Source organism: Janthinobacterium sp. NKUCC08_JDC (assembly GCF_019345575.1).
Classification (GTDB): Bacteria; Pseudomonadota; Gammaproteobacteria; order Burkholderiales; family Burkholderiaceae_D; genus Janthinobacterium; species Janthinobacterium aestuarii.
Genome location: NZ_JAHKQW010000001.1, coordinates 66,902 through 81,668, shown reverse-complemented (window position 1 = coordinate 81,668; position 14,767 = coordinate 66,902). Strand labels below are relative to the sequence as shown.

Annotated in this window: 11 protein-coding genes; 8 read left to right on the top strand and 3 right to left on the bottom strand. The window is 60.7% G+C overall.

Annotated elements, in window-relative coordinates:
* The first annotated feature begins 188 nt into the window (after positions 1-188).
* The 7 genes from KO538_RS00420 (at position 189) to KO538_RS00390 (ending at position 6,502) form a co-directional block, all read left to right on the top strand.
* A complete protein-coding gene (locus KO538_RS00420; RefSeq protein WP_219327190.1) occupies positions 189-1,043 on the top strand; it encodes a hypothetical protein in 855 nt (284 codons plus the stop codon).
* A complete protein-coding gene (locus KO538_RS00415) occupies positions 1,044-2,873 on the top strand; it encodes a hypothetical protein (protein ID WP_219327189.1) in 1,830 nt (609 codons plus the stop codon).
* Between the two features lie 68 nt (positions 2,874-2,941).
* Positions 2,942-3,370: a hypothetical protein gene (locus KO538_RS00410; RefSeq protein WP_219327188.1), complete on the top strand. Its 429-nt coding sequence runs from the start codon at positions 2,942-2,944 to the stop codon at positions 3,368-3,370.
* Positions 3,371-3,384: 14 nt separating this feature from the next.
* The gene (locus KO538_RS00405) at positions 3,385-3,882 is read left to right on the top strand and encodes a glycoside hydrolase family 19 protein (RefSeq protein WP_219327187.1); all 498 of its coding nucleotides are present in this window, start codon (positions 3,385-3,387) and stop codon (positions 3,880-3,882) included.
* Positions 3,879-4,205: a hypothetical protein gene (locus KO538_RS00400; RefSeq protein ID WP_219327186.1), complete on the top strand. Its 327-nt coding sequence runs from the start codon at positions 3,879-3,881 to the stop codon at positions 4,203-4,205. Before KO538_RS00405 ends, KO538_RS00400 begins: the two co-directional genes overlap by 4 nt.
* A 128-nt stretch (positions 4,206-4,333) precedes the next feature.
* Positions 4,334-4,498 carry a hypothetical protein gene (locus tag KO538_RS00395; RefSeq protein WP_175444602.1) on the top strand — a complete coding sequence of 55 codons (165 nt, stop codon included), beginning with the start codon at positions 4,334-4,336 and terminating at the stop codon, positions 4,496-4,498.
* Positions 4,499-5,002: 504 nt separating this feature from the next.
* A complete protein-coding gene (locus KO538_RS00390) occupies positions 5,003-6,502 on the top strand; it encodes a nucleobase:cation symporter-2 family protein (RefSeq protein WP_257620098.1) in 1,500 nt (499 codons plus the stop codon).
* Positions 6,503-6,529: 27 nt separating this feature from the next.
* Here the strand turns inward: KO538_RS00390 and KO538_RS00385 are convergent, their stop codons facing one another.
* On the bottom strand, positions 6,530-11,572 hold the full coding sequence (locus KO538_RS00385; protein WP_219327185.1) for a diguanylate cyclase domain-containing protein: 5,043 nt from the start codon (positions 11,570-11,572) through the stop codon (positions 6,530-6,532).
* Between the two features lie 221 nt (positions 11,573-11,793).
* On the opposite strand from KO538_RS00385, the gene KO538_RS00380 reads away from it, so the two are divergent.
* Positions 11,794-12,429: an SOS response-associated peptidase gene (locus tag KO538_RS00380; RefSeq protein WP_219327184.1), complete on the top strand. Its 636-nt coding sequence runs from the start codon at positions 11,794-11,796 to the stop codon at positions 12,427-12,429.
* A 24-nt stretch (positions 12,430-12,453) separates the two neighbouring features.
* Here KO538_RS00380 and KO538_RS00375 read toward each other — a convergent pair whose 3' ends face one another.
* Entirely contained in the window at positions 12,454-13,155 is a 702-nt protein-coding gene (locus KO538_RS00375) for a hypothetical protein (RefSeq protein WP_219327183.1), read from the bottom strand.
* A 352-nt stretch (positions 13,156-13,507) separates the two neighbouring features.
* A complete protein-coding gene (locus tag KO538_RS00370; protein WP_219327182.1) occupies positions 13,508-14,515 on the bottom strand; it encodes a site-specific integrase in 1,008 nt (335 codons plus the stop codon).
* Positions 14,516-14,767 lie beyond the last annotated feature (252 nt).

Sequence of the window (14,767 nt, the reverse complement as noted above, 5' to 3'; positions counted from 1 at the left end):
GATCCGGCCTGTCGTGATGGGTTGCCCAACCTCCGACCCGTCATACGATCCCAGCGCTGGCACCAATCGCTAGCGCACCGGGTTTATTGGGGCATGCGGCGCTGCACATCCAGTACCGAGCCTATCGGCGTTATCACTGGGTTTATTTCACCAACCACTTACCTCCTCCTGAAAGGGGCACTGTTGCCATGAGCAATCTTCGCATCATCTATGACAACGCGGCTGACCGCGCGGTGCTGACTGCATCGAGCCAAACCGGCGAACTGGGCCCGGCCAACCTGCAGCGCGATAGCAAGAATGCCGTGTTACGCGCCAGCGGCACTGCACAGACCATCAGCGCCACTTGGCCGACACAGGAATCCATCGCCTGTGTGGCGCTGATCTTCACCAACATGACCAGCAGCGCGCGCATGCGCGTGCGCGGTTATGCCCAGCCGGGCGACGCCGTGCCGGTACTCGACACCGGCAGCATCTTCCCGTGCCCGGCTGCTGTGCATGGTTCCTATCCCTGGGGCGTGCTGCCGCTCGGCTGGAACGCCTATCAGTGGGGCGGCGTGAACACCTGGCCGCGCGGCGGCGGTTCCGACGGCGTGGCATGGTTCGCCCCTGCGCGCATGCGCCGCCTAGTGATCGACGTGTCTGCGCCGCAGAGCCCAGAAGGCTACCTGGAAATCTCGCGTCTGGTGGTGGGCAACTACTGGTCACCGCAACATAACGCCGAGTATGGCGCCCAGGTGCAGACGCAGGATAGCAGTGAAAATTACCGCACGGGTGCAGGCAACCTGAAAACCGCGCTAGGTACAACCAGCGACAAGCTGAGCATTAACTTGGCGCACCTGACACCGATGGACCGCGCGCGCTTCATGCGCATTCTGCGCGAGAACGGCAAGGGTAAGGCGATGCTGTTCAGTTTGTTTCCGGAAAATCCGGATCCCTTGTTGGAACAGGACTACATGCTTTATGGCAAGGTCAGCAATAGCGACGCGGTAACTACGCCGTACTTTGAAACGTATTCTGCACCACTACAAATTGAAGGAATTTAAATGGCTGATAAATTTTATGACGGTATGCCTAACGTCAACGAGAAATTGAATGACATGGATCGGGCGTTTGCGGCGGGACCGTACAATGCATTGCCATTGTCCGGGGGGAATATGAAGGGCACGATCTATTCGAATGCCCCGATCGTCACATCTCAATATGTGCAAGCTTGCGCGTATGGCCCAGGCCCAATTGTGAATACTGGTATGAAGACAGGCTGGTGGCGAATCGGGAAGTTTAATTCCGCACAGCAGGGAACGGAGGCATCAATTCGTGTAAGTGGAACCACGTCATACGGCGCTATTGTCGGTATGTCGAACGCCATGGCAACCATTATCCAGCTTCGGGTAGACAACGACAGCAAGATACGCGGTGTTTTCCATAACGAAGGTGGCACGACAAATAACACGGTATCGGAAGTGACCATCGCGGATGATGGTCAGGTATATATCCTGTGCGGCACCTTCTTCTCCCTTGCCGTTTATTGTGAGTCCACCTGCTGGCAGGATTCTGACGTATCGTATTACGGCGTGGCTGCTGAACCCCCGGCCGGAACCTTGGCTAGCTCCATCTTCGGCTTGAAGCTTGGTGCGCAGAATACTGTAACCTTCGAGCGGCAGCGGACTACTTTCGATTCTTCGTCAGTTTTGGTTGGTCCAAAACAAATAATTGCCGGAGGGATATCTAGTACTCTTTGGGCAAGCGCTCTTCGGGCGCCGAATGATGGGGCTGCGGGGGGCGCTGGCATATATTATGAGGTGCTCTCCATGGGCGTCGCATCGGTTCCAGGCTATTCCAATGCAGGTAGATTTTTTTGGAGTGCCCGTAGTCATCCGGGGAGCTCTGGAAAAGGATTCCAACTACGTTTGAATGCTGTCGATGCTAGCTTGCCTGACAATGTCACATCAGTTCTGGATATTAATGGCACCGGCGACCTTACCCTGCCAGGCGTTATTACTGCTGGCCCAGTTCTCCCGTTAAGTGCGCATCAGTTAACCCGTAGGACTGTAGAGTTCGGCGAACTTTGCTACGTCGGGCGCGTAGAGACGGGTGTAACTTCCTCGTGTTTTGCCATTCGAGCGTCCAATGGTGCCGGTGGTTGGGGCAACAGTGCTTCGGTTGCATACATAGGGAGAAACTCCACGACATCGCGCTCGATTAGCGCCGCTGGCACCATCAACGCCGGCGGTACCGATTACGCTGAGTATATGTTAAAGGCACCTGGATGCACGGGTATTCTTCCGGGGCAGATTATCGGCATTGATGTTGATGGAAAACTAACCGACCAATGGCAGCGCGCGATTGCCTTTGCTGTCAAATCGACTGATCCTTGTATGGTTGGCGGGGACCGGTGGGCGCGGCATTTGGGTGAGCGGCCAGTGCCTGTTGAACGTCTCATGCCTTCCACGCGTCAAGTGCTGCTCAGTGAGGCTGTTGCTGGCATTGACGCCGTGCTGGAAGTGGTCGATGGCAAGCTGGTTGAGGTTGCGCCTGCCGTGCCGGCCCGCGAAGCGCAATATCGCCAAGAAACAATACCTGGAGATACCGATGAAGAATGGGGCCTTAAATGTGCACCTGGCCTGGCATTTGAGGCGGCTCTGGAAGCGGCGCGCCAGCAGGTTGACCGTATCGCTTTCTGCGGCCAGGTACCTGTGAACGTCTTGGATGCCACGCCGGGGCAGTACATTGTCCCGGTGCAGAAAGGTGAGGGCATCGGCGGCCTGGCCGTGCGCGAGGACGACATGACGTTCCAGCAATACACGCGTGCCATCGGCAAGGTCATCGCCATCGAAGACGATGGCCGTGCTCGTGTAATCGTGAAGGTGGCATAAAGATTGTGCTTGCTATATCCAAACCCGCTTCGGCGGGTTTTTTCATTTCCACCACCTGAAAGGCAACCATGGCCCTCGAAACCACCGCCGCCGGCGGCGCATTGATCAAACTGTTTGGCGTGCCCGTGCTGGCCGGCGCCGCCGCCACGTCGCTGGGCTTCATGTTCATGTGGCCCCGATCCACCAAGGAGGCATTTATTCGTTTTTGTTCCAGCATCATCATTTCCACCTTTCTCGGCCCCGTATTGGTGGCCGTCGTGCTGTCGTGGTGGCCCAGCCTGTTCGACAGCGCGAAGACCGTGGCGGGTTTGTATGGCGGCGACCCATCCACGGGTTTTTTGTTCATCGCCGCCCCAGTGATGGTGGCGGCCGGCTTGCCTGCCTGGTGGGTGCTGGGTGCCTGCGTGCGCTGGTTCGACAAGCGTCGCGGCAAGGATATCGGCGAACTGGCAGTCGATGCGGCCGCTGCCGTCAAGGATGTGCGAGGCATGCTGTGACAGGCGCCCAATTGATGCAGATCATGCCCTTGGCCGGTCGCCGCGCTACGCTGTTCCTGGCGCCCTTGAATGCGGCGATGGCCGAATTCAGTATCGATACCCCGCTGCGTAGGGCCTCGTTCCTGGCGCAGGTGGGCCACGAATCGGGACAGTTGCGCTATGTGCGCGAACTGGCCAGCGGCACGGCCTATGAAGGACGCGTGGACCTGGGCAATGTGATCGCCGGCGATGGTGTGCGTTTCAAGGGGCGCGGCTTGCTGCAGGTGACGGGGCGCGCCAACTATGCGGCGTGCGGCGTGGCGCTGGGCCTGGATTTGCTGGCGGCGCCGCAACTGCTGGAGCAGACGTTTTTCGCTTGCCGCTCGGCGGGCTGGTTCTGGCAATCGCGCGGCTTGAACCGCCTGGCCGACGCGGATGACCAGGAACGGGTGACGCGCCGCATCAACGGCGGCGTGAATGGTCTGGCTGAGCGTCTGGCCTTGTACCAGGCAGCGCGCAAGGTGCTGGCATGAAGCCGTCGTTGAGCGTTGTGGCCATGCTGCTGTTGCTGGGGGCAGCCGTGTTTTGCGCCCAGCGCTGGGGCCGCGAAACGGGCCGTGCCGCGTGCGCGGCGCAAGTGCTTGAGGTGCAAGCCGTGTTGCGTCGCCAGAACCAGGCCCTGAATGCGATGCGGGAGGAGGGTGTGCGCCGGTCGGCGCGGGTAGGGCAGGCGCTGGCCACGGCGCAGGCCGGGCAGGCAGATGCGCAAGCGGCTGCGGCCCGCATCCTGGCGCTGCAGCCCGAAGGCGACGCCTGCCGTGCCGCAGAGGCGCTGATCGCCAGCGAAATGCCATGAGGCCGCCGCGTGAAGGTGCCGGAAGGTATGCAGGCAGCCTCGCCAGCAGACTAGCTACTTTATTACTGGCGAGCTTGTTGACCGGCTGCGCGGCATGGGCGCCGGCATCGACGCTGGAAGCTTGGCCCGTGAACGCGCCGTGCATCGCCACGCGCCCCGCCGCGCCCGTCTTGCCGGCGGTGCCATCGCACGGTATCTTCGAGCAAGTGCAAGCCTTGCTGGCGCGCGAGCAATTGCGTGCCGCCCATGTACGCCAATTGGAATCGCTGCTCGATGCTTGTGGCGGCGGCTAAGCGGTTAGCAAAGGCTAACAACGCCTGGCAATGCGTAAAATGCCTGGCAACTAACAAAACTGCTGCGGGCGGAAGGAGGGCTTGGCACCGCTGCTGGCTGGCCCAAGAAGCGCAGCTGCACAAGGTGCGGAGCCGCCGAGATAGTGAGCATCGCAGGCCGCAAATCAGGACGCGCAGCAGGTATTGACAGGCATTCCAAGCAGCAGTTCACCAGCGGCCTGCCAGTGCCGCCGCCTTTGCCGCCTTCTGGTGCAGGTGCGCGGGGCGGCATGCGAGAAAACGGTGCATCCACGGTCAAATTGACCAATCCCTGGTGATTTTTGCCACAATTTCTGTATACAATCCACCTGGCACGAAGCATGCATGGCTATCTTGGTCGTCCCATCCAAGGAGCTTCGCATGCATCAGCCGTCACCGTCGTGTTCCTGCCGTCCCGTTTCTGTCTTGCTTTTCCCTTTCACCTGCGCCCATCCGGGCCGCGGTAACCCAGGAAGTGGAGCGTAAATGGCCTCTCCCCGTCTGAAATCCATCCACCGCAGCGTGCCCGGTAACACGCCTGCCGCGCCATCGCCCGTTGATGAAATCCTGCCAGCTGGCAAACTGTTTACCTTGGGCTTGCAGCACGTGCTCGTCATGTATGCGGGCGCCATCGCCGTACCGCTGATCGTCGGGCGCGCTCTCAAGCTGCCGCCCGAGCAGGTGGCGGCGCTGATCAGTGCCGACCTGTTCTGCTGCGGCCTGGTGACCTTGATCCAATCCCTGGGCATAGGCAAGCATTTAGGCATCCGCCTGCCCGTCATGATGGGCGTCACCTTTGCCGCCGTCAGTCCCATGCTGGCCATGGCGAACAATCCTTCCCTGGGCATCACCGGCATCTTTGGCGCCGTGATCGGCGCCGGCATCGTTTCCATGCTGATCGCGCCTTTCATCAGTCGCCTGCTGGCCCTGTTTCCGCCCGTGGTCACGGGCAGCATCATCGCCGTGATCGGCGTGTCACTGATGCGCGTGGGCGTGAACTGGGCCATGGGCGGGCCGCCCGCCATGGCGCAGATCGCCGATCCCGCTTTCGTCAAGATGGCCGCGGCCGCCACGGCGGCCGGCTTGCCCGCGCCGGCCGGCCCAGTGCCCATGATCGCCAACCCCGGCTATGGCGCGCTGGACAACATGGGCATCGCCTTCTTCGTGCTGGCCGTCATCTTGTTGGTGGCCAAGTATGGCCGCGGTTTCCTGTCGAATATCGCCGTGTTGATCGGCATCATCGCCGGCACGGCCCTGTCGTTTGCGCTGGGCAAGGCCGATTTCGCCAAGGTGGCCAGCGCCAAGGCTTTTGCTGTCGTCACGCCATTCCAGTTCGGCATGCCGACTTTCGACGTGGTGGCCATCGTCACCATGAGCCTGGTGATGATCGTCGTCATGATCGAGTCCTTGGGCATGTTTTTGGCCTTGGGCGAGATGACTGGCAAGCGCATCGAGCAGGCCGACATCAGCCGCGGCTTGCGCGTCGATGGCCTGGGCACCCTGATCGGCGGTATCTTCAATACCTTCCCGTACACCTCGTTCTCGCAAAACGTGGGCCTGGTGGGCGTGACGGGCGTGCGCAGCCGCTGGGTCTGCGTGGCGGCCGGCGTCATCCTGCTGGTCATGGGTGTGATACCGAAGGTTGCGCAGACGGCCGAAGCTGTGCCGGCGTTCGTGCTGGGCGGGGCAGGGCTGGTGATGTTCGGCATGGTCGCCGCCACGGGCATTCGCATCCTGGCCGGCGTCGACTACAAGAGCAACCGCAACAACCTGTTCATCGTAGCGCTGTCGATCGGCTTCGGCATGCTGCCGCTGGTGGCGGAACAGTACGCGCAGCACATGCCGAAAGCCCTGTCGCCGCTGCTGCACAGCGGCATCCTGCTGGCCGCCATCGTTGCCGTGCTGCTCAATCTGTTCTTCAATGGATTGGTGTCGCAGGAAAAGGCGCAGGAGCAGGCGCGCGAGAACAGCCATGGCAGCGATTGAGGAGTCGCCCCACGCCGTGAACGCGGATTAGCCAGGCGGCAGAATTCTCAGCACCACGCAATTGCGCCCCGCATCCTTGGCGTAGTACAGCGCGGCATCGGCCAGGCGCAGCAGGGCGTCCGGATCGGCGGCACCCGGTGCCGACTGGACCGCGATGCCGACGCTGATCGTTACCTGCAGTGCATCCGCGTTCACGTGGGCGATGCCCAGCTCTTCGATGGCGCGCCGTAGCGCTTCGCCGATCTGGCGCGCTTCGTCCGCCCCGGTGTTTGGCAGCACGATCGAAAATTCTTCGCCGCCGTAGCGCGCCGTCAGGTCGCCCGCGCGCCGCATGCCGGCCGCCAGCGCATGCGCGACCCGGATCAGGCATGCGTCGCCGGCCTGGTGGCCGTGACGGTCGTTGAAGCGCTTGAAATAGTCGACGTCGAGCATGACGACGGCAAGCGGCTGGCCGACGCGCGTGGCACGCGCACATTCGGCGCGCAGCACGTCGTCGAAATGGCGCCGGTTCGCCAGGCCCGTCAGGCCGTCGGTGATGGACAGGGTCGCCAGCTTGCGGTTGGCGTCCTCCAGCTGTTCCGTGCGTTCGGCAACGCGCCGTTCGAGACTGTCATGCAGCCTGGCGCTGGAAATCGAGATCATCGCCTGCGCGCCGAGCATGCGCAGGAACGCCACGCGTTCTTCCGTGAACGAGGCGTCGGCAAGCCTGTTCTCGAAGTACAGGATGCCGCCGATCTGGCCGCCGTGCCGGATCGGCAGGCACATGACGGCGCGCGGCAGGTGCAACTGCACGTACGGGTCGGCGGCAAAGCGCGAAGCGCCCGTGATGCAGTCTTCGATCACTTCGGCACCGGTGCGCACGACGTAGCGCAGCAGCGATAGCGGGAACTGCGGGTCGCTGGCGGCGCTCAGGTCGAGCTGGCGCGATTGCAAAACGGTGACGCCATCGCCATCGATATTGGCCTCCAGCTGGTAGCTGCCTTCGGACAGCAGCAGCAGGCGCGCCACCTGCGCACCGGCGTTTTCGCATACGATGGCAATGAGGCGCGTCAGCACCTTGCGCAGGCCCACCTCGTTCGACAGGATCTGCGACGCCTTCAGCAGCGACACGAGGTCGAGCGCGGAACTGCCGTGCGTGTGGGAGACAGAATGCCGCTGCGTGCTGCGGCCTTCCATCCTTGACAGCAGTACGCCGTGGCGCGCATGCAGCTGCGCCACTTTGCCCTGCGCACCCCACTGGCCGTAATGCGCGATGGCGTCCTGGATGAAGACGCCGGCCACGCGCGCATGTCCCTGGTCGAACCAGCATTCGCCGCACAGTTCATTGCCCAGCGCTTGCATGTTGACGTAGCCGGCCAGGCCTGCCGCGTCGATCGCCTGTTGATAATAACGTGTGGCCAGTTGCAGCTCTTCCCGGTAGCGTGCCATCTCGGCCTGCACCAGCAGGTGTTTGGCGTTGCTGTTGTCCGAGCCTTGTTTGGCCCACTTGGCGAGGCTCGCCTGCAGCGTGCCGATCACGGTCAGCATATCGCCCGCATCGGGGCGCGCAGGATCGCGCCGCAAGGCGCGGATCAGGATCAGCGCGGCGTAGAAGCTGCACTCGACAACCTTGGCCTGGCCGCGCATGATCTGGGTGACGTTGCCGAGCTGGCCGGCCAGCTGTTCGGCGTCGGCGCCGTCGAACAGGTAGGCGTTGCGTATCTTCCCCTGCAAGAAGTAGGCGCGGTACAGGTGCGAGCCGCCATACTGATCGAGGAAGCGCGCCTCGCTGAAGGCCCCATCGTCGTAGCTGCCGTGGCGGGGCAGGAGACCCATCAGGCACTTGATCGGCTGGATCGCGGCGGCGACGCAGCAATCGGCCATCGCCTGCTGGCCGTTGGCGCGCATCAGCGCCAAGTCATGCTCGATGTCGTGCATCAGATGCGGCAGGTAGTCGCCGAGGATGAGCCGGTCGGTGGCGCGCACGGCCGCCACCACGCCGACCTGCACGAAATCGGCGATTTCCAGCGCCCAGCCAAACGCTTCTTCGTACAGGGCGTCGGAGCTGCGCAGCGGCTGCGTCCAGTGGTTGCTGAGCGCACCGAACATCAGGCCCGTGAGCGTGCGCGTCTGCAGGTTGGCACGGCGCCTGGCCAGCGCCATCGCCATCGCGCCGAAGGCGTAGCCGCGGGCGATGTCGCCGCTGTACAGCGCCACCATCATCGCGTAGCCGACATAGGCGACGGCGCTGAAATCGCTGTTCCCCCGCTGTATGGACAGCCGCGTCATCGATACCACCATCAGCGCGCTGAGATCCTGCTGGCCGGCGTAATAGCTGGCCATCCACAGGCCCTGCATCATCTGCATCGCGGCCACCGCGTCCGGCTCGCACATCTCATCGGCCGCCAGCAAGGTGTCGGGCGCCTGCGCGCCGGGCTGCCGCCCGATGTCGGCGAGGATATCGGCGAAGCGCGCCTTCATCTGCGTCACATCGTGCGGAATGTCGATGTGCAGCAGCGCCAGGCCGTCGCGCTGGACGGCAATGGCGTCGAGCAGGCGGCCCTGCAATTGATACTGGTGCGCCTGGATGGCAATGCAGCGCACCTGCTGCAAGGGGCTCAGGGTACGGGCGCGCACCTGCGGGTAGATCGCCTCGGCCGCATCGAACTGGCCGCACAAATAGGCCGCTTCGGCCGCACCCAGCTGCAGGTCGAGCCAGAGGTCGGCGTGGACGCTCCATGCCTGCGCCGGCAGCAGGTCGAGACCCGTGCGCATGTGCTCCAGCGTGGACTGGAATGCGGCGGAGCGCCGTGCCTTGACGCCGGCCTGGAGATTGAGCGTCGCCAGTTGCGCGCGCTCGCCCGCATCGTTGATCAGCGCGCGCCCGGCATTGAGTTGCTCGACGATCTCGAACAGTGTCTCGTCCCGACGCTCCGGCGTCGCATGCCGCAGGAGCAAGCGGCCGATGAGAAGATGGTTGGCCGCGCGCGCATCGTCGTCGGCGACCAGGTAGGCGGCCTGCTGTACCCGGTCATGCAGGAAGCGGTAACTGACGCCGCTGTTGGCCGCATCGGTGTCGCCACTCACGTACTTATAGCGTTCGTCGAGCGGCTGGATCAATCCTGCACTGAGCGCCGGCCACAGGTCTTGCTGCGTTTTCCGGGGCGCGCGGTCCACTGCCAGCGCGAGCGTGTCGAGTGCGAAGCGGTTGCCGCACGAGGCGGCCAGTTGCAGCAGGTGCTGCGTCGCGATGGGCAGGCGGCGGATTTTCTCCAGCAGCACCTCGACCACGTTGTCGGTATATCTGGCCTGTTCTATCGCGGGCAAGTCCCAGTCCCAGCAATCGTCGGTGGCCCGGTAGCGCAGCTGGCCCGTCTCATTGAGCGAAGCGAGAAACTGGTTGAGGAAAAACGGATTGCCGGCCGTCTTGCGGTAGCAAATGCTGGTCAGTGGCGCGCAGTCGGTGGCCGCGACGCGCACGGTGGCCGAGACCATTTGCGCGACCTGCGGCTCGGTCAGTGCGCCCAGTGACAGTGTCGACAGACGTACGTCACGGGAGAGCAGCTTGTCGCGCAGTGCGATGAGTGGATGCGCGGGACTCACCTCGTTGTCGCGGTACGCGCCGATGAACAGCATGCAGCTCTTGTCGCACGAGACCATCAGCAGTTCGATCATCCGCAAGGTGGCCGCATCGGCCCATTGCAGGTCGTCGAGGAACAGCACCAGCGGATGCCCGGCGCAGGCGAATACTTCGACGAAGCGGGGGAAGAGGCGGTCGAGGCGCAGCTGGGCCTGTGCCGGCGCCGACGCGGGCATCGTGTCCGTGGGGCCGACGATCAACGCCAGTTGGGGAATCAGCTCGACCAGCATGCCGATGCCGCTACCCAGCGCCTGGTGCAGTTTGGCTGACCACTGGCGCAGCGTTTCCTCGGGCTGGCCGAGCAGCTGGCGCACCAGCCCCTGGAAGGCCTGGATCAGCGAGGCATACGGCACGTCGCGCTGTAGCTGGTCAAATTTGCCGGACAGGAAACAGCCGCGCCGGGCGATGATCGGTTTCTGCACTTCGTTGACGACCGCCGACTTGCCGATGCCTGAATGGCCGGCCACCAGCAGCATCTCGCATCCGCCCGCGGCGCTGCGCTCAAACGCCGCCAGCAGCTCGGCGATGGCATCCTCGCGCCCATGCAGCGTTTGCGGCACGAGGAAGCGGCCGTTGTGGTCGGACAGCTTGAGCGACAGCGCCGGCTCTTGCGCGCGGCAGGCTTCGAGGTCGCTGCGCAAGCCCTGCAAGCTCTGGTAGCGCTGGTCGGCATTTTTTTCCAGCAGCCGCTGGATGATCGGCAGCAGCTGGCCAGGCAGGCTTGCCAGCGCCGGGTGCGACCAGTCGGGACTGCGCGCAATGTGGCAGTGCACGAGTTCCATCTCGTCGCCCGTCTCGAACGGCGCCTGGCCGGCCAGCAGTTCGTAGAAGGTGGCGCCCAGCGCATAGAAATCGGCGCGCCAATCGACCCGCCGGTTCATGCGCCCCGTCTGTTCCGGCGCCATGTAGCGCAGTGTGCCTTCCAGCGTTTGCAGATTGACGATGCCGTGGCTTTCGTACGGCAGTTCGCAGGCGATGCCGAAATCGATCAGTTGCAGCCGCCGCCGCTCGCCATTCCACACCAGGTTGGAGGGATTGATGTCCTTGTGGATCACGCCATGCGTATGGACCTCCTCCAGCGCAGCGCATAGTTGCAGCGCGATGTCGAAAAAGTCGTCCAGCGCCAATGCGGGCTGCGACGGCGTCCTGCGCGCCGCCACCTGCGCGCGCAATACGTGGTCGAGCGCCTGGCCGCCAGTATCCTCGAGGACCATCGTCCAGCACCCGCCGTGCAGCTGCAGCGCCAGCGGATGCGCCACGCCAGGATGGCGGCAGCGGCGCGCGATCGCATACTCGCGCTTGAATTGCGCCAGTTGCTGAAAGGAGGGGAACGGCTGATTGGGTTTCTTGACGATCAGCGCGGCACCATCCGCAGCCCTGACGCGGTAAACCCGTGAGCGGGCACCGCTGTGCAGCTGTTTGATGATCTCGTGATCGAAAAGGGAGCGCATGGGCTGGGCTAGCAGTACACAGACGGTTGCGGGAGCCGGAAGGCGCACATTTCGGAATATTACTTGATTGTAAGTATTATATCAGCAGGGGGCTGTGGGGGAGCCAGCGGGCTGATGGGGGGTGTTGTAAAAATGCCAGTAGGAGGCGAGTGCGGGTGCGGGAATTGATCGCGATGGAGGTCGTGGCAAAGGAGTTTTGCAGCAAGCGGAGGAGATCGGATATGTCGGCGTTGCCCCCCAGCCGTAGTGTTCAAATCGAACAGCATTTTGCTGTTCGCTCCCCTCAATTTAATCTGCCACCGGAAGCCTGGCCAGGCTACATGGCGCCGATCATTCGCGCCTGGCACGAGGTGCCCGGTGAGCTGCAAGTTGCGCCGGCATGTTTCAGGATGGTTCCGCATTGGGCCGATATGAAGCTGGCGCGCCAGACCTACAACGCCCGCACCGAAACCGTGGCGCAGAAGCCATCCTTCCGCAATGCCTGGAAGCGCAAACAGTTCTGCATTATTCCGGCGGATAATTTCTTTGAACCTTGCTATGAGACTGGAAAGCCAGTTCGCTGGCGCATCGAGCGCGCCGATGGCATGCCGGCTGCCATCGCCGGGATATGGGAATTCCGGCCGCAAGATTTGCTGTTGTCGTTCTCGATGCTGACGATAAACGCCGATGGCCACCCGCTCATGCAGCGCTTCCACAAGCCGGATGATGAAAAACGGATGGTGATGATTCTCGACCCGGACCAGTATCACGGCTGGCTCGATGGTTCCCTTGTGACCGAAGAGGATTTGTTCCAGCAGTATGCAGCAGAACGCCTCGTGGCTGTGGCTGACCCGCTTCCGCCGCGCTTGAAAAAATGAACCTTAGCTCGTGTGATCAAATCATTAGTTCAGTTGCTCTTTATGCGCTGCTTCTTCCATAAGTCGTTTGTGTTGCGACTCCTCTTCAGCCTTTGTTTTCTTCTCCTTTTTCTGCTGTTCTATTTTCCGAGCTGACCACTCGGCCCAAGCGACCGCGACCTTGGAAGATACTGCCAGACTGGCAAAGAACGAGGCAAACAAAGGAATTGTTGCGAAAATTCTCGTCATCCACCAATCTCTCAGATCAAGAATTTTAAGCTTGGTTATCGCATCATTGAGGGTATTCCGCTCTACACTTCCATCTGGAAAATTAAAGTTGTTAATTTTACGATTAATATCGTCAATTTCTGAATATGATTTTTCTCCGATTCCATCGGCAATGGATTGAAATAAAGAAGACACCTCTTTTTTTAATTCATCGCAATTTTCTTTTCGATAATCCGGCTTTATGCAATATTCTTCCGTTACGGTCTTTTCAATAAGCGTATTTGCGGCTACCAAAAGCGTAATTTGAGTCCCTTTCGCTATTTTATCTAACTCCAAGCCAGTAAGATAATATGGTCCGAAGAAAACCAACAATGAAAATGCTGCCGCAATCTCGGCACGAAATTTCATGCTCGCAGTAGCTAGACTTCTTTCACTACCGTCCTCAATAGCCAACAGCACTTTGCATTTGCTCTTCGATAAATAAATTGTATTTAAAATAATCAATAAAAAGAATGCCACATAAAAATACCTGGTCTTAATATTTTCATTTGCTAAGTATAAAAAATAAAATATTACAGATGTGCAAAGAAGCAAGGCGACAGACTTGTAAAATGAACGCTTTGATATTAACATTTTTAAAATTTTCGTCCAAAAAATATTCAATTTCCCAGTGCATGGTAAGTTAAATTTGCTCTAAATAAATATTTCCTTGTGGAGATTATATGCTTGCGTTCAGCGATTTAACTTCGCGTGGCGCAATGTGCCGGCTGATTTGGTAGCTAATGTGAGAGAGTTTCACTTGCGGCTCAGGATTAAGCGAGATAGTGTTTGAATTGAAGCCGCGATATTGGATGAAAGACGTTACTCGCGCCTACCCGAGCTTGGCCGCCAAATCCTCAGCGCTCTCGTTGTAATAGACCTGGAGCATACGCAAATCCCTATGGCCGACCATGCGCGCCAGGTCCAACACGTTCAATTTTTTTGCCAATCGCGTGATGGCCGCATGCCGGCTGTCGTGGAAGGTGAGGCCCTCGATGCAGGAGCGCTGGCGTGCTTTGCGGAACAGGGCGTCGAGCGAGGCCGTGGAAATGCCGAATAATGGCGCCTCGCCGGGGTCCGGCAACAGTGCCAGTAGTTCCAGCGCGCGCGTCGATAGCGGTACGTCTCGCCGTACGCCGTTCTTATTGATCGAGGCGGGGAGGCGGGCGACGGCGCCGTCAAGCCAGGCGGGCATCAGTCCGCAAATTTCCCCTGCCCGCATGGCCGTCTCGATGGCGAAGAGGTAGGCGACCGCCACGGCCTGGCTCTTCGTCATCACAGGCTCGTCGGCGAAGCCAAGTGCGTTGCACAGGCGCTCGATTTCATCCTCGGTAGGAATGCGTTCGCGTGAGGCGGCGGGCTTGGGGCGGCGCACGTCGCTGGTCGGACTGGCGCCAAGCCATTTCCATTCCCTGCGCGCAGTGGTGAAGACGTGCGACAGCAAGTTCAGCTCGCGATTCACGGTGGCGCCAGTGACCTTGCTTTCCCCAGTCATGCGCTGATCGCGCCAGGCGCCGAGTAGTTCAGGTGTCACGTTGGCCAGCTTGATATCTTTGATTTTCACGCCGCCAATGACCACTTCGCCGATGGCGTTGAGGCGCAGCCTTTCCCAGCGCTCGCCGCGCTTGTGGATGGAGACTTCTTCCAGATACCTGTCGAATGCGTCGCCGCAGCTTTTCCCTATGACGATGCCACTGTCGGCGCCGCGCCGGATTTCGGTCTCGCGTTCCGACGCCCAGGCAGCAGCCTCGGCCTTGGTGCTGAATGTTTTAGATTCCCGTGTGCCGAGGATGGCGATTTCTGCCCGCCAGCCGCCAACCCGTTTCCTGAATGAAGCCATGCATCCCTCTCGTTGAGGCGTAATCATGGCGTAAATTTGGCGTAATCGCTACTGGTTTTTTTCGGGTTTAATCTGGATTAAGGGAAATGCCGGGACGTAAAAAAAGCCACTAACCCGTTGATTTTATTGGATTTAGTAGCTTTTTCGATGCTTCTGAATTCTGTGCGCTGGTGCCCGGAGCCGGAACCCAATAATGTTTAAAATCAGCCACTTGCATACGGGGATGGTAAATTTAAGCCAATTAATCGCGTG